This window comes from Bradyrhizobium tropiciagri (assembly GCF_018130505.1).
GTDB lineage: Bacteria > Pseudomonadota > Alphaproteobacteria > Rhizobiales > Xanthobacteraceae > Bradyrhizobium > Bradyrhizobium tropiciagri_B.
The window spans coordinates 339768-362530 of record NZ_JAFCKH010000005.1 but is presented as its reverse complement, the minus strand read 5'-3'; the positions used below and the strand labels follow the sequence as shown (position 1 = coordinate 362530).

The 22763-nt window shown below is 65.9% G+C and carries 23 protein-coding genes and 1 tRNA gene; 10 read left to right on the top strand and 14 right to left on the bottom strand.

The window, feature by feature from the left end; all coding sequences use genetic code 11:
- Window positions 1-47: 47 nt before the first annotated feature.
- Window positions 48-1433 carry an MFS transporter gene (locus tag JQ633_RS15355; RefSeq protein ID WP_211985873.1) on the bottom strand — a complete coding sequence of 462 codons (1386 nt, stop codon included), beginning with the start codon at window positions 1431-1433 and terminating at the stop codon, window positions 48-50.
- Window positions 1434-1570: 137 nt separating this feature from the next.
- On the opposite strand from JQ633_RS15355, the gene ggt reads away from it, so the two are divergent.
- Both ggt and JQ633_RS15345 read left to right on the top strand, forming a co-directional pair.
- On the top strand, window positions 1571-3316 hold the full coding sequence (ggt, locus tag JQ633_RS15350; protein ID WP_211985872.1) for a gamma-glutamyltransferase: 1746 nt from the start codon (window positions 1571-1573) through the stop codon (window positions 3314-3316).
- A gap of 206 nt (window positions 3317-3522) precedes the next feature.
- Entirely contained in the window at window positions 3523-4821 is a 1299-nt protein-coding gene (locus tag JQ633_RS15345) for an MFS transporter (RefSeq protein WP_211985871.1), read from the top strand.
- Between the two features lie 218 nt (window positions 4822-5039).
- On the opposite strand, the gene JQ633_RS15340 is transcribed toward JQ633_RS15345, so the two are convergent.
- On the bottom strand, window positions 5040-5375 hold the full coding sequence (locus JQ633_RS15340) for a GIY-YIG nuclease family protein (protein WP_211985870.1): 336 nt from the start codon (window positions 5373-5375) through the stop codon (window positions 5040-5042).
- A 100-nt stretch (window positions 5376-5475) separates the two neighbouring features.
- Between JQ633_RS15340 and JQ633_RS15335 the strand changes: the two genes are divergently transcribed.
- Complete coding sequence (locus JQ633_RS15335) at window positions 5476-5901, top strand: DUF1330 domain-containing protein (protein WP_211985869.1); 426 nt, start codon at window positions 5476-5478, stop codon at window positions 5899-5901.
- 2 nt (window positions 5902-5903) lie between these two features.
- Here JQ633_RS15335 and JQ633_RS15330 read toward each other — a convergent pair whose 3' ends face one another.
- On the bottom strand, window positions 5904-6569 hold the full coding sequence (locus tag JQ633_RS15330) for a glutathione S-transferase family protein (protein ID WP_211985868.1): 666 nt from the start codon (window positions 6567-6569) through the stop codon (window positions 5904-5906).
- Window positions 6570-6700: 131 nt separating this feature from the next.
- On the opposite strand from JQ633_RS15330, the gene JQ633_RS15325 reads away from it, so the two are divergent.
- The 3 genes from JQ633_RS15325 (at window position 6701) to panE (ending at window position 9255) form a co-directional block, all read left to right on the top strand.
- Window positions 6701-7294, top strand: coding sequence for a DUF2239 family protein (locus tag JQ633_RS15325; protein ID WP_211985867.1), 594 nt, complete (start codon window positions 6701-6703; stop codon window positions 7292-7294).
- A 246-nt stretch (window positions 7295-7540) separates the two neighbouring features.
- Window positions 7541-8146, top strand: coding sequence for a 2-hydroxychromene-2-carboxylate isomerase (locus JQ633_RS15320; RefSeq protein ID WP_211985866.1), 606 nt, complete (start codon window positions 7541-7543; stop codon window positions 8144-8146).
- Window positions 8147-8334: 188 nt separating this feature from the next.
- Window positions 8335-9255 (top strand): 2-dehydropantoate 2-reductase, encoded by a 921-nt coding sequence (gene panE / locus JQ633_RS15315; RefSeq protein WP_211985865.1) that lies wholly within the window; start codon window positions 8335-8337, stop codon window positions 9253-9255.
- Between the two features lie 219 nt (window positions 9256-9474).
- Here panE and JQ633_RS15310 read toward each other — a convergent pair whose 3' ends face one another.
- The 4 genes from JQ633_RS15310 to JQ633_RS15295 all read right to left on the bottom strand — a co-directional run bounded on the left by JQ633_RS15310 (window position 9475) and on the right by JQ633_RS15295 (window position 12822).
- A complete protein-coding gene (locus tag JQ633_RS15310; protein WP_211985864.1) occupies window positions 9475-10056 on the bottom strand; it encodes a c-type cytochrome in 582 nt (193 codons plus the stop codon).
- A gap of 187 nt (window positions 10057-10243) precedes the next feature.
- Window positions 10244-11521, bottom strand: coding sequence for a PQQ-dependent sugar dehydrogenase (locus tag JQ633_RS15305; RefSeq protein WP_211985863.1), 1278 nt, complete (start codon window positions 11519-11521; stop codon window positions 10244-10246).
- A gap of 264 nt (window positions 11522-11785) precedes the next feature.
- Window positions 11786-12460 (bottom strand): DUF2865 domain-containing protein, encoded by a 675-nt coding sequence (locus JQ633_RS15300; RefSeq protein ID WP_211985862.1) that lies wholly within the window; start codon window positions 12458-12460, stop codon window positions 11786-11788.
- A 287-nt stretch (window positions 12461-12747) separates the two neighbouring features.
- A tRNA-Gly gene (locus JQ633_RS15295) sits at window positions 12748-12822 on the bottom strand.
- Window positions 12823-13305: 483 nt separating this feature from the next.
- On the opposite strand from JQ633_RS15295, the gene trxA reads away from it, so the two are divergent.
- Both trxA and JQ633_RS15285 read left to right on the top strand, forming a co-directional pair.
- Window positions 13306-14226, top strand: coding sequence for a thioredoxin (trxA, locus tag JQ633_RS15290; RefSeq protein ID WP_211985861.1), 921 nt, complete (start codon window positions 13306-13308; stop codon window positions 14224-14226).
- Between the two features lie 96 nt (window positions 14227-14322).
- The gene (locus tag JQ633_RS15285) at window positions 14323-14997 is read left to right on the top strand and encodes an LON peptidase substrate-binding domain-containing protein (protein WP_211985860.1); all 675 of its coding nucleotides are present in this window, start codon (window positions 14323-14325) and stop codon (window positions 14995-14997) included.
- A gap of 9 nt (window positions 14998-15006) precedes the next feature.
- On the opposite strand, the gene JQ633_RS15280 is transcribed toward JQ633_RS15285, so the two are convergent.
- The 6 genes from JQ633_RS15280 to JQ633_RS15255 form a co-directional block, all read right to left on the bottom strand.
- Entirely contained in the window at window positions 15007-15597 is a 591-nt protein-coding gene (locus JQ633_RS15280) for a cytochrome b/b6 domain-containing protein (protein ID WP_211985859.1), read from the bottom strand.
- A 60-nt stretch (window positions 15598-15657) separates the two neighbouring features.
- Window positions 15658-15936: a PepSY domain-containing protein gene (locus JQ633_RS15275; protein ID WP_211985858.1), complete on the bottom strand. Its 279-nt coding sequence runs from the start codon at window positions 15934-15936 to the stop codon at window positions 15658-15660.
- Between the two features lie 209 nt (window positions 15937-16145).
- A complete protein-coding gene (locus JQ633_RS15270) occupies window positions 16146-18683 on the bottom strand; it encodes a bifunctional diguanylate cyclase/phosphodiesterase (RefSeq protein WP_211985857.1) in 2538 nt (845 codons plus the stop codon).
- A 174-nt stretch (window positions 18684-18857) separates the two neighbouring features.
- Entirely contained in the window at window positions 18858-19280 is a 423-nt protein-coding gene (locus tag JQ633_RS15265) for a PaaI family thioesterase (RefSeq protein WP_211985856.1), read from the bottom strand.
- Window positions 19277-20080, bottom strand: coding sequence for a crotonase/enoyl-CoA hydratase family protein (locus JQ633_RS15260; protein WP_211985855.1), 804 nt, complete (start codon window positions 20078-20080; stop codon window positions 19277-19279). The genes JQ633_RS15265 and JQ633_RS15260 overlap by 4 nt, the downstream gene beginning before the upstream one ends.
- A gap of 17 nt (window positions 20081-20097) precedes the next feature.
- A complete protein-coding gene (locus tag JQ633_RS15255; protein WP_211985854.1) occupies window positions 20098-20448 on the bottom strand; it encodes a hypothetical protein in 351 nt (116 codons plus the stop codon).
- A gap of 103 nt (window positions 20449-20551) precedes the next feature.
- Between JQ633_RS15255 and JQ633_RS15250 the strand changes: the two genes are divergently transcribed.
- Together JQ633_RS15250 and JQ633_RS15245 are read left to right on the top strand one after the other, a co-directional pair.
- Window positions 20552-21097 (top strand): TetR/AcrR family transcriptional regulator, encoded by a 546-nt coding sequence (locus JQ633_RS15250; protein WP_211985853.1) that lies wholly within the window; start codon window positions 20552-20554, stop codon window positions 21095-21097.
- A 43-nt stretch (window positions 21098-21140) separates the two neighbouring features.
- Window positions 21141-21338 (top strand): Trm112 family protein, encoded by a 198-nt coding sequence (locus tag JQ633_RS15245; RefSeq protein ID WP_066515007.1) that lies wholly within the window; start codon window positions 21141-21143, stop codon window positions 21336-21338.
- 134 nt (window positions 21339-21472) lie between these two features.
- On the opposite strand, the gene JQ633_RS15240 is transcribed toward JQ633_RS15245, so the two are convergent.
- Window positions 21473-22693, bottom strand: a complete 1221-nt coding sequence (locus JQ633_RS15240) for a ubiquinone biosynthesis hydroxylase (RefSeq protein WP_211985852.1) — start codon at window positions 22691-22693, stop codon at window positions 21473-21475.
- Window positions 22694-22763: the final 70 nt, after the last annotated feature.

The following is a 22763-nucleotide window of genomic DNA, read 5'->3' as shown; positions in this document are numbered from 1 at the left end:
CTTTCCGCGGATGCAAAGACCCCGGATTGCGCTTCGCTTCATCCGGGCTACGGGTCGGTGCGTACCCTCGCCAGCAGCGTTAGCCCCAACACGAAGAACACCACCAGCACGGCCATGCCGGCCTTCTGGCTCGCGGTGGCGGCTGTGATGACGCCGATCAGCAGCGGTCCGATGAACGACGTCACCTTGCCGGTCAGCGCGAAAAGGCCGAAATACTGCCCGATGCGATCCTTCGGCGCGAGGCGGATCAGGAGCGTGCGCGAGGCGGCTTGCATCGGCCCGCCGGCGGCGCCGATCAGACAACCCAGCACGATGTAGGCGCGCTCGGCGGCGCCGGCGAACAGCGGACCGCCCGGCACCGGCGGCGCAACTGGAATGAACAGGATGGAATCCTTGTTCACCGTCAGGATCACGACGATCGCAAACAACAGGATCAGCAGGCTTCCCGTGATCACGCGCTTCGGCCCGAGCGCATCGTCGAGCTTGCCGCCGAGCCATGCGCCGAACGTCCCGGCGATCGCCAGGATGATGCCGAAGGTGCCGATGCGAATGGTGTCCCAGCCGAAGGTGCCGGCGGCATAGATGCCGCCGAACGCGAACAGCGAGATCAGCCCGTCGGTGTAGATCATGTTGGCCAGCAGAAACCGCGCCATCGATTTCCGCTTCGGCAGGCTCGCGAGCGACTCTCGCAATTCGCGCAAGCCCTCGCCGAGCGCCTCGCGGATCGGCCGCTTGGCGGGATAATCCGGCGTGAACAGGAACATCGGCGTGACGAAGATAACGAACCACAGCCCGGTCAGTGGCCCGGTGATGCGGTCGCCTTCATGCGTGACCGGATCGAGCCCGAACAACGGCGTCAGGCCGAACAACGTGCGGCCGGTCTCGGCATTGGCGGCGAGGAAGCCGAGCACCAGCACCAGGCTCAAAATGCCGCCGACATAGCCGGTGGCCCAACCGGTGCCGCTTAGCCGCCCGATCTTGTCCGGCGGCACCAGCGTCGGCATCATCGCATTGTTGAACACGGTGGCGAACTCGACGCCGACGCTGGCGATCGCATAGGCCAGCAGCAGCATCGGGATGACATCGGGATTGCCGGGCTTGCCGATCCACATTGCGCCGGCGCCGATCACCAGCAGCGCACCGAAGCCCGCGATCCATGGCTTGCGCCGGCCGCTGGCATCGGCAATCGCGCCGAGCACCGGCGAGAGCAGCGCGATCGCGAGCCCCGCGGCGGCGGTGGCAAAGCCCCACAACGCCTGCCCGCTCGCCGGATCGGGCGCGACGTAAGCCGCGAAATAGGGCGCGAAGACGAAGGTCGTGATCAGCGTGAAGTATGGCTGCGCGGCCCAGTCGAAGAAGATCCAGCTGATGACGGCGGCACGGCCCGGATAGGTCTTCGTGTCGCTGGTATCCGCTTGCGTTATCGCTGTCATTGCCAAGGAAATTCCCGAAGCCGCCTCACAAACAGGCGTTTTGCCTGCCCAACTGGTTCCCATATAGCATGAGCCGGTTTTGCGAATGTCACACCGGCGACGACCAGGGCAGGACTCTTGAACAGGGCGGATTCTCCATGGCGCTGACGGCAATGATATCGCGGCGGCTGTTTGCCGTGCTGCTTCTGACTGGTCTCTCCGCGCCGGCGTTCAGCCAGGAACAGCGCCGCTTCTACGCGCCGCCCGCCACCGATGCGCTGCGCAGCGTCTTCGCCGAAAACGGCATGGTGGTGGCGCAGGAGCGGCTCGCCGCACAGGTCGGCGCCGACATCCTGAGGCAGGGCGGCAACGCGGTCGACGCGGCGGTCGCCACCGGCTTTGCGATGGCGGTGACCTATCCGCGCGCCGGCAATATCGGCGGCGGCGGATTCATGGTGATCCATCTTGCGCATACGAAGGAAGATATCGCGATCGACTATCGCGAGACCGCGCCGCAGGCCGCGACGCGCGACATGTTCCTGGGCGCCGACGGCAAGCCCGATCCCGACAAGTCGCGCAACTCCGCGCTCGCGATCGGCGTGCCCGGCACGGTCGCGGGCCTCGCGCTGGCGCTGCAGAAATACGGCTCCGGGCATTTCACGCTGGCGGAGATCCTCAAGCCCGCGATCGAGCTGGCGCGCGATGGCTTCATCGTCACCGACGATATCTCGGACACGATGGGCGACATGTATCGCCGCATGTCGCGCTGGCCGAATTCCGCCAAAACCTTTTCCCATGCCGACGGCACGCCGCTGCGCGAGGGCGACCGGCTGATCCAGGGCGATCTCGCCGCGGTGCTGACGGCGATCGCCGAGCAGGGCCCGCGCGGCTTCTACGAAGGCGCGGTCGCCGAGAAGCTCGTCAAGGGCATCGGCAATGCCGGCGGCATCATCGCGTCAGACGACCTGAAATCCTACCAGCCGGTGATCCGCACGCCGATCCGCGGCAGCTATCGCGGCTATGACATCGTCTCGATGCCGCAGCCGTCGTCCGGCGGCGTCGTGCTGCTGGAGATCCTCAACATCCTCGAAGGCCTTCCGATGTCCGACTTCAAGCAGGGCTCGGCGGATTCGCTGCATGTGATGCTAGAGGCGATGAAGCGCGCCTATGCCGACCGCGCGCGCTATCTCGGCGATCCCGCCTTCGTCGACGCGCCGACGCAGCTCTTGACCGCCAAGGACTACGCCGCCAAGCAGCGCGCCACCATCGACCTGGCCCGCGCCACGCCCTGGACCGACGTGCAGAATGCCAAGCAGCCGCGCGAGGGCGACAACACCACGCACTACTCCGTGGTCGATTCGAGCGGTAATGCCGTCAGCAACACCTACACGCTGAACTTCCCCTACGGCGTCGGCCTCGTGGCCGAGGGCACCGGCGTGCTGCTCAACAACGAGCTCGACGACTTCACCGCGGCGCCCGGCGCGTCCAACGCCTTCGGCCTGGTCGGCTTCGAGGCCAATCTGCCGGGCCCCGGCAAGCGCCCATTGTCGTCGATGTCGCCGACCATCGTGCTGAAGGACGGCAAGGTGGTGCTGGTGACGGGCTCGCCCGGCGGCAGCCGTATCATCTCGGCGGTGACGCAGATCGTCGTCGACGTGATCGACTACAAGATGGACATCGCGGCCGCGGTCGCCGCACCGCGGGTGCATCACCAATGGCTGCCCGACGAGGTCCGGATCGAGCGCGGCTTTCCCGACGATGTGCTCGACGGGCTGAAGGCCAAGGGTCACAAACTGGTCGAGCCGCTCGGCTACTCCTCCGCCAACTCGATCCTGGTCACGCCGAACGGCCTTATCGGCGCGCCCGACCCGCGCACCCGCGGGTCGGAAGCCGCGGGGCAGTAAATCGTAGGGTGGGCAAAGCGACCCCGTCGCGCCGTAGCTCAACGAGCGAAGGCGGAAGCGTGCCCACCATCACGAGCGCGCCACCGATGGTAGGCACGGCGCAAACGCGCCTTTGCCCACCCTACGCATCGCGCTATGTTGCCGGCCTCCGCGCAAAGCCGGCCGCGTGCTTCAAGAGCTGGTGACGAAATCACCGGGAAACGCGCATGAGCACATCCGAATCCAGACCGATCGAAGTCGCCGAGATCGAGGACACCAGCCTCCTCGCCTTCTATCGCGACATGAACAACAAGGAGCGGCACACCTTCTGGGCCTGCGCCTCGGGCTGGACGCTCGACGGCATGGATTTCATGATCTACCCGCTAGTGATCGGCACCATCATCACGCTGTGGAAGGTCGACCCCGGCACCGCGGGCCTTGCCGGCACCGTGACGCTGCTGGCGTCCGCCGTCGGCGGCTGGCTCGGCGGCTATCTCTCCGACCGCATCGGGCGGGTCAAGACGCTGCAGCTCACCATCATCTGGTTCTCGTTCTTCTCGCTGGTCTGCGCCGTGGTGCAGAATTTCGACCAGCTCTTGATCGCCCGCGCGCTGCTCGGGCTCGGCTTCGGCGGCGAATGGGCGGCCGGCGCGGTGCTGATCGGCGAAGCGATCCGGCCGCAATATCGCGGACGCGCGGTCGGCTCGGTGCAGTCCGGCTGGGCGGTCGGCTGGGGCCTTGCGGTGCTCTCGCAAGCCGTCCTGTTCTCGATCCTGCCGGCGGAAAGCGCGTGGCGCTGGATGTTCGTGATCGGCGCGCTGCCGGCGCTGCTGGTGTTCTATCTCCGCCGCTTCGTCACCGAGCCGGAAATCTCCGCCGCGACCATGGCGCAGCAGCAGAGCTCGGGCGCCGGCCCGGCTGCGCTGTGGGAGATCTTCCACGGGCCGATCCTGAAGACCACGCTGCTGGCCTCGCTGGTCGGCACCGGCATGCAGGGCGGCTATTACGCCATCACCTTCTGGGTGCCGCGCTTCCTCACCACCGAGCGCAAGCTCTCGGTGGTCGGCTCGACCGGCTATCTCGCGACGCTGATCATCGGCTCGTTCATCGGCTATCTGGTCGGCGCCTGGCTCGCTGACCGCATCGGCCGGCGCAATCTGTTCCTGACCTTCTCGCTCGGCGCCATCGCCGTGGTGCTGCTCTACACCCAGCTGCCGATCTCCAACGAGGTGTTGTGGGTGCTGGGCTTCCCGCTCGGCTTCTTCGCCTCGGGCTACTTCTCCGGCATGGGCGCGTTCCTGACCGAACTCTATCCGACGCGGCTGCGCGGCTCCGGCCAGGGCTTTTGCTACAATTTCGGCCGCGGCATCGGCGCGCTGTTCCCGTTCCTGGTCGGCGCGCTGTCAGACAAAACGGGGCTGGCGAATGCCATCGCGATCTTCGCGGTGGCGGCCTATGGGGTATTCTTCCTCGCCGCCTATGCGCTGCCGGAGACACGCGGGCGGGTGCTGCATGCGGATGGGTAGGAAATAGCTCCGAACCTACAGCGCACTCCGCTTCGCCTCTCCCCTTGTGGGAGAGGCCGGAGCGCATGCAGCGAAGCGGAATGCGATCCGGGTGAGGGGTATCGCTCCATACGACGTACCGTGTGGAGAGATACCCCTCACCCCCAACCCTCTCCCACAAGGGGAGAGGGGGCCGGACGGTGTGCGTCCCTGGCGCGCATGCGGCGTGATGAGTGCAGCTACACCGCCGCCGCCTGCAACTCCGCGCGCCAGTGCTGCACGCGCTCCTTGAGCAGCGTGTCGCGGATGTAGGCGAGTTCCTCGTCCTCAATGCGCTCCAGCATTTCCAGCGTGAAGCTCGCCTCGCCATGCGCCGACCACGCACGCTGCAGCCCGGCGGTGCGATGGTCGCCCATGCGCAGCGTGAACCAGATGCGGTTCTGGATCTTGTCGAGGTCGAGCGCCTGCCCGACCCAGACCTCGCCGCTCGCGCGGCAGCGGATCGCGAACACGCCGGCGATGCTCGGGCGCTTCTTGTAGTCGGCAATGGCAAGTTTTCGGCTCTCGGTGTTCATGGCAGCTCCTTTCACGGCGCCATTTATATCCGGGTATTATTGACAGAGCAATTAGACCCGGGTAAAAACTTGCGATTAATCGCTGATTGGAACGACGGACATGGACGCGACCTGCCATCTGGAGCCGACCTGGGATGCCGGACGCGCCTTTGCGCAGCGCGAATTCGCCGGTGAAATGGTGATGCTCAATCTGCTGCGCTTCCGCCCCACCGCCGACTATTCGGCCAGCCCGGAGCTGGCGCCACCGCGGCCGATCACCGGCGCGGAAGCCTATGACCGCTACGTCGCGCACACGCTGCCGCTGCTGCGCAGGAGCGGCGGCGATCTCTTGTTCATGGGTGAAGGCGGCCCGTTCCTGATCGGGCCCGAAGGCGAGCGCTGGGACCGGGCGATGCTGATCCGGCAGAAGAGCCGCGGCGCGTTCCTCGCCTTCGCGGTCGCGGAGGCCTACCTCGCCGGCATCGGACATCGCACCGCGGCGCTCTCGGATTCGCGGCTGCTGCCGCTGGTCGAGTTGCCGCGATGATATTAGCGCCCGACCTGGTAGGGCCCGCCCTTTTCAAGCGCCCGCGCATAGGCCGGGCGGGCGTGAATGCGCTCGAGGAACGCGATGCATCGGGGATGGCCGTCCTCGAGTCCGCCGCGCGCCGCGGCGGCTTCGAGCGGAAAGCTCATCTGGATGTCGGCGCCGGAAAACTCGCTGCCGGCGAACCACTCACTCTTGCCGAGCTCGCTCTCCCAATAGGCCATGTGCTGCTTGATCTGCGGGTTGACCAGCGTGGTCAGCGCCGTGTTCGACACCTTGCGCACCAACGGCCGCAGCAGCGCCGGCGCGCGCTTCGGCATCAGATTGAACAGCAGCTTGAGCAGCAGCGGCGTCATCGCCGAGCCCTCGGCATAGTGCAGCCAATAGGTGAATCGCAGCCGCTCCGGCGTGTCGGCCTGCGGGATCAGGCGGCCGTTGCCATAGGTGGCGATGACATATTCCAGGATCGCGCCGGACTCCGCGACCGTGTTGCCGTTATCGGTGATGACCGGCGACTTGCCGAGCGGATGGATCGCGCGCAGCTCCTTCGGCGCGCGCATGTCGGGCTGCCGCTGATAGCGCACGATCTCGTAGGGCACGCCCAATTCCTCGAGCAGCCACAGCACGCGCTGCGAGCGGGAATTGTTGAGATGATGAACCGTCAGCATTGTCGTCCCCTGAAGTGTCGGCGCGGTCGAGCGGCGTTTGGTGCCAGCCGGCCGCAAGAAAGTCGAGACGGGCGCATTGCGGGCGCCCAAAATTACCCGGACAATATGTCGCGCAATCGGAGAAGTTTGCCATGAATCCCGCCTTTGTCGCCTTCGAAAGCGAGCGGCGCATCGCCGCCGGCGATCTCGGCGAGGTCGTGCGCGCTGCCAAGCAGTTGCTTGAACGGCGCAAGGACGCCGCGATCCTGGTGTTCGACGGCCGCACCTCGGCGCTCGTCGACGTCGACTATCGCGGCTCGGTCGACGACGTGCTCAAGCGCCTGCCGAAGCCCAAGCCGCCCGCGGCGGAGGAGCCGGAGCAGGTCGAGCCGGCCGCGCCGCGCGGGCCCGGCCGCCCGCGGCTCGGCGTCGTCGCGCGCGAGATCACGCTGCTGCCGCGGCACTGGGACTGGCTGGCGCAGCAGAAGGGCGGCGCCTCGGTCGCGATCCGCAAATTGATCGACGAGGCGCGGCGCGCCGGCGGCGACAAGGATCGCACGCGGCTCGCGCAGGACGCCGCGTATCGCTTCATGACGACGATGGCCGGCAACCGCCCGCATTACGAGGACGCGATCCGCGCGCTGTTCGCGCACGACCGGCGGCGCTTCTCGACCCTGATCGCGGACTGGCCCGCCGACATCCGCGATCACGCGATCGCGCTCGCCTACAGCGATCAGGCGGATTGACGGCAAGGCTTCGTAGGGTGGGCAAAGGAGCGCCAGCGACGTGCCCACCACTCTTGCCCTGCCCTTGACGGTGGGCGCCCTTCGCTTTGCCCACCCTACGCATTGCACGGTGATGGAATGGCGCGTATGCGCGGCCGATCGAGCGTTTGACATCGCGTCGCACGGCTCACATGATGATTATCATATTCTACCGGCGGGGCCTCTGACAGCAGGCCTGTGCCAAGCGAAGCCGAGGGAGAGACTGCCGTGAGCCAGAATCCGCAATTCCTGTTCGATTTCGGCAGTCCCAACGCCTTCCTCAGCCATCGCGCGATCCCGGCGATCGAGCAGCGCACCGGCGTGAAGTTCGAGTATGTGCCGATCCTGCTCGGCGGCATCTTCAAGGCCACCAACAACAAGTCGCCGGCCGAGACGCTGGCCGGCGTCAAGAACAAGCCCGAGTTCCAGCAGATCGAGACCGAACGCTTCCTCAAGCGCTTCGGCGTCAAGCCCTATGTCTGGAACCCGTTCTTCCCGGTCAACACGCTGAACCTGATGCGCGCGGCGGTCGCGGCGCAGATGGAGGGCGTGTTCGAGCCGTATATCGAGGCGGCGTTCCATCACATGTGGGTCGAGCCGAAAAAGATGGACGATCCTGAAGTGGCAGGCAAAGCCATCGCCTCCTCCGGCCTCGACGCCGCAAAGCTGTTCGCGCGGGCGCAGGAGGCGGATGTGAAGGGCAAGCTGATCGCATACACCCAGGCGGCGGTCGAACGCGGCGCCTTCGGCTCGCCGACCTTCTTCGTCGGCAACGAGATCTTCTTCGGCAAGGAGCAACTGCGCGAAGTCGAGGAGATGGTGTCGGGAAAGTGACGTAGTCATTCCGGAGCGATGCGCAGCATCGAATCCGGAATCTCGAGATTCCGGGTCTGGTCCTTCGGACCATCCCGGAATGACGCCAGAGAGATGCCGAATAGTGATTAGTCAATCGCGAGCCAGCATCTATATCTGTCCGCAGCATTTCACTCGCTCTTCAAGACAACCAAGAAGGAAAAATTCCCATGCGCGTTCTCGTGGTCGGTGCCGGCGCGATCGGCGGTTATTTCGGCGGCCGGATGCTGCAGGCCGGACGCGACGTCACGTTCCTGGTGCGGCCGCGCCGCGCCTCCGAGCTGGCGTCGGCCGGGCTCGTGATCAAGAGCCCGAACGGCGACGTGACGCTGAAGAACCCGCCGACGGTGCAGGCCGATCAGCTCGCACAGAAATTCGACGTCGTGCTGCTGAGCTGCAAGGCGTTCGATCTCGAGGACGCGATCAAGTCGTTTGCACCGGCGGTCGGCGACAAAACCGCGATCATCCCGCTGCTCAACGGCATGCTGCATCTCGATACGCTGGAGAAGAAGTTCGGCGCCCCGCGCGTGCTCGGCGGGCTCTGCGCGATCGCGGCGACGCTCAACGAGGCGCGCGAGGTGGTGCAGCTGCAGCCGATGCAGTCGCTGACGTTCGGCGAGCGCGCCGGCGGCCTGTCGGACCGGGTGCGCGCGATCGCGGAGACGTTCTCCGTGGTCAATGGCGCGGGCGCCAGCGAGCACATCATGCAGGACATGTGGGAGAAGTGGGTGTTCCTGGCTTCGCTCGCGGCGTCCACCAGCCTGATGCGGACCTCGGTCGGCAACATCCTTGCGGCGCCCGGCGGCAGCGACTTCCTGCTCGGCATCCTCGACGAATGCAGCGCGATCGCCGCCGATGCCGGCCACGCGCCTGCAGGTCCGTTCTTCCAGCGCACCCGTGGAATGCTCACCGCCGAGGGCTCGCCGATGACGGCATCGATGTTCCGCGACATCAAGGCGGGGCTGCCGGTCGAGGCCGATCACGTGATCGGCGATTTGATCGTGCGCGCGGATGCGGCGAAGATTCCGGTGCCGAAACTGCGCACCGCGTATACGCATCTCAAGGCGTATGAGAAGCAGCGAGGCGCTTGACGCACCACCGGTGTCGTCCCTGCAAAAGCAGGGACCCATACGCCGCTGCCTCTCGGTTTGAGGCAGATGGGGTTGCTGTCTCGTCAAGGCAATTGAAGGCTGTGGTGATGGACTCACCAACTTCGTAGCCCGGATGCAGCGAAGCGAAATCCGGGGACGGTCGTGCCGACGATGCAGCGGCCCCGGATTGCGCTGCGCTTCATCCGGGCTACGGATCTCTCACAGATGCGACAAATAATGCGCGAGGGCGGTGATCTCCTCGTCGCTCAAGGGATAGGCCACGTCGGCCATCGCGGCCTGGGCGCCGCCGGAGCGGGCGCCTGACTTGTAATCGTGCAGCGCCTTGACGAGATATTCCTCGCGCTGGCCGGCGATGCGGGCGACCGCCTTGGTGCCGACATAGGTATCGGTGTGACATGAGGCGCAGCGCCGCCCCGCGGCGGCCTGCTTGCCCTTTTCGGACAGCTCCGGATTGTCGTCCTTGGCGCCCTTGAACGGCGGCAGCGATGCGAAATAGGCCCCGAGATTGCGGATGTCCTCATTGCTGAGCTGCTCCACGATCGGCTGCATCTGCTCGTTCTTGCGCGCACCGGCGCGGAAGAACACCAGCTGCCACTGCACGAACTGATCGAGCTGGCCGGCGAGCGAGGGGATGTTCTCCATCTGCGAGATGCCGTTCTCGCCATGGCAGCCGATGCACATCTCGGCCTTCTCCTTGCCGGCGGCGATGTCTGCCGCATGGGCAAAGGGTGTCATCGCAATCGTCGATGCAACCAGAATTCCGAGGGACAAAACACGCATAGTCAGTTTCTCCGGCTGTCATTGCCGGGCTCGACCCGGCAATCCATCGCGCTTGATCATGTTCTTGTTTGGATGGATGCCCGGATCAAGTCCGGGCATGACGAATCTGTTCCGATTGCGGACATAACCACGTGAACGGGGCTGCGATTGCCAGATCGGCCACCGCAGCCCCGCAGCAGTTCAACCGTTACTTCTTGCTGTAGCTGATGCGATAGATCGCACCGGCCCAGTCGTCGGCGACGAGGATCGAGCCGTCCTTGTCGAGCACGATGTCGGCGGGACGGCCGAGATAGCCCTGGTCACCCTCGATCCAGCCGGAGGCGAAGATCTCCTGCTTGGCGTTCTTGCCCTCGGGGCTCGCGGTGATGCGGACGATGCGGCCGCCCTGGTACTTGTGCCGGTTCCAGGAGCCGTGCTCGGCGATCAGGATGCTGTTCTTGTACTCGGCCGGGAATTGGTTGCCGGTATAGAACTTCATGCCGAGCGGGGCCACGTGGGCGCCGAGATTGAACACCGGCGGGGTGAACTCCGAGCACTTGTGACCCATCGCGAACTTGTCGTCCGGCAGGTTGCCCTGGTGGCAGTAGGGATAGCCGAAATGCTCGCCGATCTTCGAGATCATGTTGAGCTTGTCACTCGGCAGATCGTCGCTGATCCAGTCGCGCGCGTTCTCGGTGAACCAATACTTGCCGGTGCGCGGATCGACGTCGCCGCCGACCGAGTTGCGCACGCCGAGCGCCCAGATCTCCGCATTGCCGGTCTTCGGATCGACGCGGCGGATCTGCGACACCGAGGTCGGCGGAACGCCGATGTTGAAGGGCGGGCCGAACGGGATGAAGAACCAGCCTTCCTTGTCGACGGCGATGTATTTCCAGCCATGCGCCGCGTAGGACGGCATGTCGTCATATACCACCTTGCCGCTGCCGAGATTGTCGAGATTGGCTTCGGCATTGTCGTAGCGGATCAGCTTGTCGACCGCGATGACATAGAGCGCGCCGTCCTTGAAGGCGAGCCCGGTCGGCATGTTGAGGCCCTTGAGGATGGTCTTGACCTCCTTCTTGCCGCCATTGTCCTTGATCGCATAGACGTTGCCGAGGCCGAACGAGCCGACGAACAGCGTGCCCTTGTCGCCCCAGGCCATCTGCCGCGCGGCGAGGACGTTCGAGGCATAGACCTCGATCTTGAAGCCCGGCGGCAGCTTGATCTTCTTCATCATCGCCGCGAGCTCGGCGTCGGAGGCGCCGGTCGGCGGGCCGGACGGCGGCGCAAGACCCTTCTGCGCCTCGGTCTCGTCGCCCAGGAACCAGTCATCCGGCGGATGGGTCCAGAATTCCTTGGTGCCGGATTCGTATTTCTTCAGCGCCCGGCCCTTGTCTCCCTGTTGCTGCGCACTGGCAATGCCAGTCCCCGCTAAAAGCGCGATCGCCGCAAGCGCAATTAATGATCGATTGAAAGCCGATTTCATCGCGTCACTCCCCTATGCAAGCCGTTGCAGCCTGCGCTGTTATTGATTTTGAACGCCCTGAGAGATGATGGTGGCGGTCTGTGAGGTAGTCAGACGGCAAAATGGTAGCACATTCGACGAGGCTGAGAAGTGCAGGGCAGTTGTGCTGCGTTGCGGTCAAGACAAGTTGAATGCACGCTTCGTGGCAAGTCCGTTTCAGAACATTGTCGTCGCGCGCGCTGCAGCGCAATATTCGCGCGAAGCGAACGCTCGGTGCTGCAAGGTCTAGCGGGATGAGATGCGCGAGAGGCCGAGCGCCTGCACCTTGGCGCTGGACAGCGGCCTGAACAGGATGCTGCGCCGGGCGCCGGACTGCCGCTCGGACACCGCGACGATCTTGAAGCCGTCATTGGCGGCGACGATGTCGCCGGTGCGCAGCGTCATGTCGTCCTCGATCGAGATCGCGGCAAGGCCGGCCGCCGCGTCGGAGCGGCATGAGCATTGCGGCACGATCTCACGCTGGAAACGGAATGCGTTCGCCAGCGTCTTGTAGGTCTCGCCCTGCTCGCTTCGCGCGCTCTCGATATCGGAGCCCGAGTACAGCCTGGTCTCGGCGCCCGGGCAGACGGCCTCGCAGGTCTTGCTCGCCGTCTCATCGGCCTGCGGCAGCGGGAAGTAACGACCGTCGCAGGTGCGGACGCAGAAGTGACGCCCGCCTCCCGGATGCGACCGCGTCGTGATGTAGACCCGGGTGCGCGGTTGCTGTTGCTCCGCGGGCTCGAAGCTCGGCATGGCGAAGAAGTTCGCGGTCGGAGCCGACGCGTAGGCCGAGTCGCCCGACATCAGCTGCGCGGCGGCCGGAGTAATCGACCAGCCGGCCGCGAGCACGGCCGACACGACGATGCCCCAGCGCGCCAGGCGTCGATACAAACCGGGGTCTGGCGTCCAACTGACTGACATGCTCGTACTGCTTGCCGTATCGCCACGGCAAAGGCGGCCGCTTCGTGCCTGCGTTCAACGCTGACAGCAACATAGTTTTCTATCAGTTTTACGAACGGCTGGCCTGACGGTTAACGAACGTGCCGTGCGGCATTTCAACTCGCGGAGGTTGCTCGTGACGGAAGAGGGTCGGTTCGAAGGCCGCGCCGACGCGTCGCGGGCTTGCTTGCGTCGAGGGGCCGGCAAATAAAAAGCCCGCGTCCGGGGAGCGGGCTTCATCAGGCTGTCAGCTCGGTCAGCGAGAAATCTGGAGCGGGCGAAGGGGCTCGAACCCTCGACCCCGACCTTGGCAAGGTCGTGCTCTACCACTGAGCTACACCCGCATCCGAGATGGCGGCGATCGCTCGCCGGCAACGGCAGTCCTATGCCAAATGCGGACCGTGAATGCAACACAAGAGCACGGTCCGGACCCGACGAAATAGCCTGAATCGCTTAAAAATTATGCTCGAATCGGTCCCAAACAAGGCGATTTGAAAATTTCTTCGCCTGGAACGCTGGAACCGGCCTCAGACGGCCATCGCATCCCGGGCGATTCGAGACAGGTCTCGAACCAGCCGGTCAGCGTCCGGGTCAGTTCGCCGCGGCAGGGGGGGCGTGCTGCAATAGGCCTTGGCCATCGGCGCGCGGCGGCGCGGCGGGGCGATCCACCCGATCTCCGATGGAACGGGGATGGATCGAAACGATTGAATTTTGCTGGCTGACCGCCATTTAGCCTGACAGAACGGCTGAACCGGCCGGGCGGAGCGTGCTAGAACGCGCCCCAGATTTCCTTCCGACCTCATGCGTCAAGACCAGGCGAGGACAACGTGACGATAATGGAGCAAGGCGGCCCCACGCCTCAGGCAGCGCCCGATCTGATCAAGGAGACGACGACCCAGACCTTCGTCAAGGACGTCATCGAGGAATCGCGCCGCCAACCGGTCATGATCGATTTCTGGGCGCCCTGGTGCGGGCCGTGCCGTCAGCTGACGCCGATCCTGGAAAAGGCGGTCCGCAACGCCAAGGGTCGGGTCAAGCTGGTCAAGATGAACATCGACGAGCATCCGCAGATCCCAGGCCAGATGGGTATCCAGTCGATTCCGGCCGTGATCGCCTTCGTCAACGGCCAGCCGGCCGACGGCTTCATGGGCGCGGTGCCGGAGAGCCAGGTCAACGCCTTCATCGAGAAGATCACCAAGGGCGTGCCCGCCGCCGGCGAGCCCGACCTCACGGAGATCCTCAAGGAGGCCGAGGCCGTGCTCGCCGAAGGCGACGCCGGCGCGGCTGCGCAGATCTATGCCGAGGTGCTGGCGCACGACGCCACCAACATCGCCGCGCTCGCCGGTCTCGCCAAGTGCTACGTCACGACCGGCGCGGTCGAGCAGGCCAAGCAGACGCTGGCGATGGTGCCCGAATCCAAGCGCAACGACGCCGCGGTCAAGGCCGCGCAGGCCATGATCGATCTCGCCGAGCAGGCGCAGTCGGTCGGCCCGGTTGCCGAGCTCGAACAGAAAGTCGCCGCAAACCCGCTCGATCATCAGGCGCGGTTCGATCTCGCCACGGCGCTGAATGCGATGGGCAACCGCACTGAAGCGACCGAGCAGCTGCTCGCCATCGTCAAGCGCGATCGCAAGTGGAACGACGACGGCGCGCGCAGGCAGCTGGTGCAGTTCTTCGAAGCGTGGGGCGGCACCGACGAGGCGACCGTCGACGGGCGCAAGCGGCTGTCGACGATCCTGTTCTCCTGAAGCGCGACAACGCCGCGCTTTGCGATATTGTCCAGGCATGATCCTGCTTTTCCGGATCATGCCCGGGATGCGCCGGTAACAGCAGCGGGACTGCAAATGCCGATCAATGCCGAATACCGCGGGCCTGCCGAGCTTCCGGAAGTGATCCCGGTGTTTCCGCTGCCCGGCGCACTGCTGCTGCCGCGCGGCCAGATGCCGCTCAACATCTTCGAGCCGCGCTATCTGGCGATGGTCGACGATGCGCTGCGCGACGGCCACCGTCTGATCGGGATGATCCAGCCCGACGTGGCGCATTCGCCGAAATCGGCGGCGCCGGTGCTGTTCCGCATCGGCTGCGTCGGCCGCATCACCCAGCTCGCCGAGTCCGGCGACGGCCGCTACATCCTCGAACTCACCGGCGTCTCGCGCTTCAAGGTGGTCGAGGAGCTCACGGTCTCGACGCCGTATCGCCAGTGCAGGGTCGACTTCTTCTCCTTCAGCGGCGATTTCACCGCGCGCAAGGGCGAGGACGCGGTCGACCGCAAGTCGCTGCTCGAGGTGCTCGCCGATTTCCTCAAGGTGAACAATCTGAAGGTCGACTGGGAGGGCATCGAGGCCGCGCCCAACGAGGCGCTGGTCAATGCGCTCGCGATGATGTCGCCCTATGGCGCGGCGGAAAAGCAGGCGATGCTCGAAGCGCCCGACCTCAAGACCCGGGCGGAAATCCTGATCGCGATCACCGAGATGGATCTCGCCAAGAAGCGCACCAGCGGCGATCCGCCGGTGCAGTAAACCCGGCCTTCAGTGGCCGCTGCGAATCTGCTTGCGCCCGGTCAGCATCGAGCGCACCAGATTCTGCCGCTGCAGCAGCCCCATCGCGACGACGCCAAGCACGTGCAGCACGACGAGGATCATCACGGCGTCAGATGAATAGGCGTGGGTGTCTTCGACCCACCAGACGCCGAAGAAGGTCGTCGTCACCGACATCGCACCCGTGGTCACCGAGACGGCCAGCGAGAGCAGCAGTGCCACCAGCATCGCGGTGCCGGCAGGATTGAGCCCGATATAGCGCCCGGTGATGCCGCGGCGCAGATTCCAGACGTAGCGCGGCGCGGCGCGCAGCCTGACGCCGACCATCCTGAACTGCGAATAGCGCGTGCCGCCAAAGCCCCACGCCAGCCGAAACATCAGCAGGGCGATCACCGCGTAGCCGGCGATCCTGTGGGTCCGGTCGTAGGTGCTGGGCGTGAACCACGCCACCAGCACGAGGATGGCGAGCAGCCAGTGCCAGAGCCGCAGCGGCAGGTCCCAGACCTGCACCGTCAGCGGCGCGGCGCGCTGCGCGGACTCGCGTCCGGCCGCAGCGCGTGTTCCTGGCACTGCCTGGTCCATCGGACTCAATTCACTGACGACCAGTCGCTTGGTGAATCACTTGATCGATCACGTGATCGGTCACTTGGCGATCGTATGCTTCAGGCTGAGATCCTCGGGGCTGTAGAACAGCTCGTAGAGCTTGCCTTCCTTGACGCCGTACACCTCGTAGCAGGAGCCCTCGATCTTCGAGCGGCGAACCTCATAGCCGGCCGCCTTGGCCTTGGCTTCGGCGTCGCTCGCCGGCTTCCACGAGGCCTTGTCGAGCTTGGTGCAGTTCTTGAAGCCGTCGGCAAGCGCCGCCGATCCGCTCAAGCCAACAACCGACACTGCAAGCACGACACTCCGAATGACTTTCACGCGCATTTTCCCCTCCGTTGACGATCATGCGCGAAAGCCATCGCGCAAGCACACGAGTGAAGGAAGCGGAGGTGGTTGCCAAGTCAAGGCGATGGCGGCAAGGGCTTGCTTTAGAGGGATTCTAACGGTTGCGAAAAACGCTTTGCAGGCCGCGCGAAATTCGCTTCGAGCGGTGCGCTGCGGCCTTACGCCTCACATGTCGGATTCGGTCAGGACGCAGCACCCGCCAGCGCGTGACGAACAGGCGGACGTTGCCGCGGCGCCGGGGTGCGTCCGCCGATCATTTGCGCGACCTTCTCGCTCTGCACCGCCGGGCTGAAGTGGAAGCCCTGCACCTCGACGCAGGCATCGGCGCGCAGAATCTCGAACTGCTCCTTGGTTTCGACGCCTTCGGCCGTCGTGGTCTTGCCGAGGCTGACGGCGAAGCGAACCACCGCGCGCGCGATCCGGCGCGACTCGTCGGACGCTCCGGAAAGTTCGGAGACGAAGCTGCGGTCGATCTTGACCTTGTCGAACGGAAACTTCTGCAGGAAGCTCAGCGACGAGTAGCCGGTGCCGAAATCGTCGAGCGCGATCCGGACGCCGAGATCATGCAGCTGGTTCAGCGCCGTGAACACCGCCTCGCTGTCGTGAATGATCGCCGTCTCGGTGACTTCGAGCTCGAGCCGGTGCGGCGCGATACCCGCGCTCGCCAGCGCGCGCACGACCACCGGGACCAGCTCCGGACTCCTGAACTGCGCGGGCGACAGGTTGACCGCGATCTTGACGTCGTCGGGCCATTTCGCCGCCTCGGCACAGGCGGTCAGCAGCACCCATTCGCCGAGCGGCACGATCAGGCCGGTCTCCTCCGCCAGCGGGATGAACTGCGCCGGCGAGACCATGCCGCGCTGCGGATGATGCCATCGCAGCAGCGCCTCGAAGCCGGAAGCCTCGCCGCTCTCGACGTTGATGAAGGGCTGATAGTGCAGCTCGAACTCGCCGTTGGCGAGCGCGCTGCGCATCTCCCGCTCGAGCTTGCGGCGGGCCTGCAACTGGCGATCGAGCTCGGGCTCGAAGAAGCGGTAGGTGCCGCGGCCGCAGCTCTTGGCCGAATAGAGCGCAAGATCCGCGCTTCGCAGGATCTCGTCCGAATCGGCGCCGTCGCGCGGCGCGATCGCGATGCCGATGCTGGTCGTGGTGGTCACCCGGTGATGACCGAGATCGACGGGGTCGCTGAGCGCCTTCTTGATCCGCTCGGCAAGCTGGCCGGCATCGGCGACCGGATCGGCGACGTAGTCGATCACCGCGAACTCGTCGCCGCCGAGCCGCGCGATCAACGTCGTCTCGCTGACGCAGCGGCGCAGCCGCGTCGCCACCGCCTGCAACAGCGTGTCGCCGGCCGGATGGCCGAGCGTGTCGTTGATCTCCTTGAAGCGGTCGAGATCGAGCATCAGCACCGCGAGGTTCGCCCCATCGCGCCGGGTGACCGACAGCGCGTGCTCCATCCGCTCTTTCAGCAGCACGCGGTTGGGCAGATCGGTCAGCGCATCGTGCTGCGCCATGTGGGTGATCTTGGCCTCGGAGCGCAGCTGTTCGGTGACGTCGCGATGCGTCGCCACCCAGCCGCCGCCGGCCATCGGCTCGCGCGTGACGCAGATCAGCCGGCCGTCGGCAAGCTCATTGATACGGCTGCTGCTGGCGTCCGCCGGTAGTGCGTTCAAGGTCGCGAGCACCTGGGTCGTCGTCGTGTCGCTGGTGTCGCCCTTGAGGATGCCGTTGGCGATGCGGTGCCGGATGATCTCGCGGTGCGCCGTGCCGGGCAGCAACAGCTCGGGCGGCAGCCGGTAGATGCGGGCGTAGCGCTCGTTGCACACGACGAGGCGCTTGTCCGCGTCGAACATGCAGAGCCCCTCGCCCATGTGGTTGATCGCGGTATCGAGCCGCATCCGCTGCTGCTCGAGCTCCTGCTGCGACGCCTCGACCTGCTGGCGCGCCAGCGAGAGCTGGCTGATGATCTCCTCGAAGCGGCTGGTGCGCAGCGCCAGGCGGCGATCCGCCATCACACCGACCAGGCTCATGCCGAGCACCGACAGCGCCACGCCGGCGATCGCGACCGCGAGGAAGGCGGGCGAGAGCTGCAGCGCATCGGTGGCCCGCAGCGGATCCGGCACGATCTCGACCGCACCCATCGCGGTGAAATGGTGCGAGACGATCGCGAGCGTCAGCAGCAGCGCCGCGGCCAATGACATCCGCCGGCCCTGGTGGCGCACGGCGATCGCCAGCGCGGCGTAGCCGAACAGCATGCCGAGCACGATGGAGGTGACGACGAGGTCGATCGACCAGACCACGTGGCCCGGCACTTCGAGCGCCCACATGCCGAGATAGTGCATGCTGGCGATGCCGGCTCCGATCACCGCGCCGCCGACCGGCGCGCGCCAGCGGCTGCCGGACTCGCTGACCGCGAAGCCGAGGCCGCACGAGGTCAGCACCATCGCCACGGCGAGCGAGACCGCGGTCAGCGCAATGCTGTATCCGGTCGGTACACCCGGCTCATAAGCGAGCATGGCGATGAAATGCGTTGCCCAGATGCCGTAGCCGATCGCAGCGCCCGCGATCGCGATCCAGATCTGCCGCGACCGCGCCTGCGATGCGATGGCGCGGTGGAAGATGTTGATGGCCACGACGCTGGCGGCAAAGCAGACCAGCCCGGCGAGCAGAACGAGCCGCCAGTCATGCTCACCGGAAATGCACGTAAATACACGGAACATTGCGTCGGCCTTTGATTGTCGTATCAACAACCTAGGCCGGTTGTATTTTCTTCTCGATAATATTCCGCAACTTTCGGTGGCATGGTTATCCGGGCGTAAGCCGGTGCCACGCAAAAATTTATGGCTCCATAAATTGTAGTGCATTGGGGCCGGGTTCCCCGCCGAACCCGCGCCTCACGCCCCGAGCGGAACCAGCACGGTTTCGCCGGTCGCAACCAGCGCGGTCTCGCCCTGCTTGTCCTCCGCGAACAGTTCCGCCCTGGCGAAGACCTGCCGGCGGCCGGCACGGACCGTGACACCCCTGGCAACGAAGCTGCGGCCAACGGCCGGTCGCAGACAATTCATCGAAAAATGCGAAGCCGTGACGCCGCCGACCACGGTCGCCGCCGCAAAGCCGCAGGCGGTGTCGAGCAGGGCCGCGATCATGCCGGCATGCAAATGGCCGACATATTGGGTGAAGTCGTCGCTCCACGCCATGCGCAGCTCTACCTTGCCATCGCCTGCGGCAACCACCTCGAAGCCGGCCAGCCGATTGAACGCGGCCGATGCGTTGGTCGCGACGAGACGCTGCAGATCGAACCCTTCTCCAGTAGTCATGCGACGCTCCAGCGCGGCGGCCGCCGTTCGAGATTGGCCCTGACGGCCTCGACGTGGTTTGGCGTACCGAGCAGCTCCGCTTGCGCGGCGGTCTCGGCCGCGAGCCCGGTCGCGGCGTCGCAGCCGGCGGCGAGGTTGAGCAGGCGTTTCGCAGCGCGGATCGCATCCGGGCTGCGGCCGGCGATGACGCGCGCGGTTGCAAGCGCCGCCTCGCGCGGGTCCGCCACGAGCCTGGTGGCGAAGCCGTAGGCGAGCGCTTCGTCCGCTTCGAAGATGCGCGCGGTGTAAGTGAGCTCGCGGACCACGTCCTCGCGGGCGAGATGGCGCATCAGCTGCGTGCCCGCCATGTCGGGCACCAGCCCCCATTTGGCCTCGACGATACCGAGCCGCGTGTCCGGCGCGAGATATCGGATGTCGGCGCCGAGCGCGAGCTGGAAGCCGCCGCCGAGCGCCGTCCCATGCACTGCGGCGATCACGGGCACCGGCAGCTCCCGCCACAGCCACACCAGATGCTGCGCCCAATTGGCGATGCCGTGCGTGCGCTGCGTGAGGTCGGCAAACGTCAGGATGGATTCGCCCTCAGTCGTCGCGACCAGGCGCTCCATGTCGAGGCCGGCGCAGAACGCCTCGCCCTCGCCCGACAGCACTACGGCGCGGACGCTGCGGTCGGCCGCGAGCCGCGCGCCGGCTTCAGCGATTGCCACGAACATCGCCGGATCGAGCGCGTTCAGTTTGTCCGGGCGGTTCAGCCTGACGTCGGCAACGCCATCGGCGATGCTGAGACGGATGCGATCGTCCATGATCGTCTCCTTGCTTGCTAGTAGGCCGCCACCGCGAGCGCCACCACCGCGCTCATCCCGATCCAGCCGAGATGAGGGCCGCGCGTCGCGATCGCATTTGCGACCGCGGCACAGCCGAACACGACGGCTGACGTCACCACGATCCAGTGCCGCGCCGCATCCGACGCCATCGCCGGCGTTGCGAGCAGCAGCACGCCGCCGGCGATCCAGGCGATCGTGCCGGCCTGCCAGACCAGGCGGAGCAAGAGGCGCAGCCGCGGCGGCTCGACGGTGGCGCGAGCGAACACCTTGGTCTCGCCGAGAACGCCATGTGCCAGGCTGATGCCGATGGCGATTATCCCGGCAGCCTGCAGCATAAGGTCACGCATAGCGAAGTCTCCATACACTACTGTATGGTCGGCATTTATGGCACCCGCTGCTGGCCCCTGTCAATACAGTTGTGTATGGTCCGGCGAACGCGGCGCGGAAACCATGACGGAACAGCTTTCGGCAAAGAATTGGCTCGATCAGGGTCTGAAGACGCTGGCGAAGAGCGGTTTCACGGCGCTCAAGGCCGAGCCGCTGGCGAAGGCTATGGGCGTCTCGCGCGGCAGCTTCTACTGGCACTTCGCCGATATCGGCGCCTACCGCGCCGCCATCCTCGCGCATTGGCGCGAGGTGATGGCCGAGCAGGTGATCGCCGAGCTCGAAACGATGCCGAACAGCGAGGACGCTCTGGCGCTGCTGCTGCGCCGCGCTTTCTCGGCGCGGCTGGCGCTGGAGCGCGCGGTGCGCAGCTGGGCCACCGTCGATCCGGAAGCGCGCGCCGCCGTGCACGCGGTCGACCAGCGCCGGATCGGCTATATCGAGAACCTGCTCCGGCAGGCCGGATTCCCAGACGACGTCGTGCGCGGCCGCGCGCAAATCTTCTACTGGGCCTTCATCGGCTTCGCGCTCTCGGACCCGGCGCAGGCGAAAGCGCGCCAAGAGGCCGCACTCGATGAGCTGTTGCGAATGGCGAAGCGTCCGCCGTCATGACATCGGCCGATTGAATGTGCTAGGTCACGAGCAGGAGACCGCAATGAATTCCACGCCCGACCATCTCGAAAGCACCGCCGACCCGAAGCTGCTGGAAATCCTGGTGTGCCCGATCACCAAGGGCCCGCTGGAGCTCGACGCTGCAAAGCAGGAATTGATCTCGCGCTCCGCCAAGCTGGCCTATCCGATCCGCGACGGCATCCCGATCATGCTGCCGGAAGAGGCACGCAAGATCGATTAGGGAAGACCGGTAGCCCGGATGGAGCGAAGCGTAATCCGGGACAGACTATCCGTGGTGAGACTTACCCGGATTTCGCGGAGCCTGTCATCGGGCGCGCGTTCGCGCGACCCGTTGGCTGCATCCGGGCTACGGAGCTACAGCGCCTCGCCCTTCAAGAGCCGCGGCACTTCGCCTGACAATCCCGCCGCCTGGCGGATGAACATCTCCTTCAGCGGCGGCGTGCGATCGACCAGACCGAGGCCGATGTCGCGCACGGTGCGCAGCAGCGTCGACTCGTTGGAGAACAGGAAGTTCAGCGAGTTGGTGGCGACGCCCATCGCCATCGTGTCGAAGCGGCGCCAGCGCTGGTAGCGCTCCAGCACGTCGGCCTGACCGAGATCCATGCCGAGCCGCGCGGCGTCGACCACGACTTCGGCCAGCGCCGCGACATCCTTCAGGCCCATGTTCAGCCCCTGCCCCGCGATCGGATGGATCACATGCGCGGCGTCGCCGATCAGCGCCATGCGTTCGGCGATGAAGGAGCGCGCGACGAAATAGCCGAGCGGGAAGGCGCGCGGCTTGTCGAGCGCCTTGATCTCACCGAGATGCAGGCCGAAGCGCTGCTCAAGCTCGGCGTGGAAGTCTTCTTCGCTCAACGCGGTGATGCGCGCGGCGTCCTTGCGCGTCTCGGTCCACACCAGCGACGAGCGGTTGCCGGTCAGCGGCAGGATCGCGAACGGACCGGCGGGCAGGAAATGCTCCTCGGCGCGGCCGCCATGTTCGCGCTCGTGGCCGACGGTGACCACGATGCCGGATTGATCGTAGTCCCAGCCATGGGTGGCGATGCCGGCGCGCTCGCGCAGCCGCGAACGGGCGCCGTCGGCGGCAACCAAAAGGCTCGCGTCGATCACGCTGCCGTCGGCGAATGTCACGTTGATGCCGTCGGGGCGCTGTTCGAACGTCGACACCGCCAGAGCACGCAGCTCGACGCCCTCAGCCTCGGCGCGCGCGGCCAGCGCATCGATCAGATAGCGGTTCTCGACCATATGAGCGAACGGCTCGCCGGGCTCGACATTGCCGGCGAAGGTCAGGAACACCGGCCGCGTCGCGTCCTCCAGCTTGGAGTCGGTCACCACCATGTCGGTGATCGGCTGCGCGGTCGGCGCGACCTGGCCCCAGACGCCGAGCGTCTCGAACAGCCGCCGGCACGCCGCCACGATCGCGGTCGCGCGCGGGTCGCGGCTCGGCCGCAGGCTCAGCGCCGGATCGGCCACGATCACGCCGATGTCGGGCCCGAGCCCCTGGCGCAGCGCCACCGCCAGCGCCAGCCCGGCAAATGCGCCCCCGCAGATCACGATACTTCGCTGTGCCGGCATGCCTCATCCCTACGCGGTTGGCGCTCTCAGACTGTGCTTGCTACCTGATAATAGCTGGGCGAAACAGGGG

Excerpts from the sequence above, each read along its gene's own strand:
- JQ633_RS15240 (WP_211985852.1), bottom strand. The coding sequence starts at position 22,693 with ATGCCGGCACAGCGAAGTATCGTGATCTGCGGGGGCGCATTTGCCGGG.
- JQ633_RS15305 (WP_211985863.1), bottom strand. The coding sequence starts at position 11,521 with ATGAAATCGGCTTTCAATCGATCATTAATTGCGCTTGCGGCGATCGCG.
- JQ633_RS15340 (WP_211985870.1), bottom strand. The coding sequence starts at position 5,375 with ATGAACACCGAGAGCCGAAAACTTGCCATTGCCGACTACAAGAAGCGC.
- panE (WP_211985865.1), top strand. The coding sequence starts at position 8,335 with ATGCGCGTTCTCGTGGTCGGTGCCGGCGCGATCGGCGGTTATTTCGGC.
- JQ633_RS15255 (WP_211985854.1), bottom strand. The coding sequence starts at position 20,448 with ATGCGTGACCTTATGCTGCAGGCTGCCGGGATAATCGCCATCGGCATC.
- JQ633_RS15250 (WP_211985853.1), top strand. The coding sequence starts at position 20,552 with ATGACGGAACAGCTTTCGGCAAAGAATTGGCTCGATCAGGGTCTGAAG.
- ggt (WP_211985872.1), top strand. The coding sequence starts at position 1,571 with ATGGCGCTGACGGCAATGATATCGCGGCGGCTGTTTGCCGTGCTGCTT.
- JQ633_RS15245 (WP_066515007.1), top strand. The coding sequence starts at position 21,141 with ATGAATTCCACGCCCGACCATCTCGAAAGCACCGCCGACCCGAAGCTG.
- JQ633_RS15345 (WP_211985871.1), top strand. The coding sequence starts at position 3,523 with ATGAGCACATCCGAATCCAGACCGATCGAAGTCGCCGAGATCGAGGAC.
- JQ633_RS15265 (WP_211985856.1), bottom strand. The coding sequence starts at position 19,280 with ATGACTACTGGAGAAGGGTTCGATCTGCAGCGTCTCGTCGCGACCAAC.
- JQ633_RS15260 (WP_211985855.1), bottom strand. The coding sequence starts at position 20,080 with ATGGACGATCGCATCCGTCTCAGCATCGCCGATGGCGTTGCCGACGTC.
- JQ633_RS15330 (WP_211985868.1), bottom strand. The coding sequence starts at position 6,569 with ATGCTGACGGTTCATCATCTCAACAATTCCCGCTCGCAGCGCGTGCTG.
- JQ633_RS15300 (WP_211985862.1), bottom strand. The coding sequence starts at position 12,460 with ATGTCAGTCAGTTGGACGCCAGACCCCGGTTTGTATCGACGCCTGGCG.
- JQ633_RS15285 (WP_211985860.1), top strand. The coding sequence starts at position 14,323 with ATGCCGATCAATGCCGAATACCGCGGGCCTGCCGAGCTTCCGGAAGTG.
- JQ633_RS15325 (WP_211985867.1), top strand. The coding sequence starts at position 6,701 with ATGAATCCCGCCTTTGTCGCCTTCGAAAGCGAGCGGCGCATCGCCGCC.
- JQ633_RS15335 (WP_211985869.1), top strand. The coding sequence starts at position 5,476 with ATGGACGCGACCTGCCATCTGGAGCCGACCTGGGATGCCGGACGCGCC.
- JQ633_RS15310 (WP_211985864.1), bottom strand. The coding sequence starts at position 10,056 with ATGCGTGTTTTGTCCCTCGGAATTCTGGTTGCATCGACGATTGCGATG.
- JQ633_RS15270 (WP_211985857.1), bottom strand. The coding sequence starts at position 18,683 with ATGTTCCGTGTATTTACGTGCATTTCCGGTGAGCATGACTGGCGGCTC.
- JQ633_RS15355 (WP_211985873.1), bottom strand. The coding sequence starts at position 1,433 with ATGACAGCGATAACGCAAGCGGATACCAGCGACACGAAGACCTATCCG.
- JQ633_RS15280 (WP_211985859.1), bottom strand. The coding sequence starts at position 15,597 with ATGGACCAGGCAGTGCCAGGAACACGCGCTGCGGCCGGACGCGAGTCC.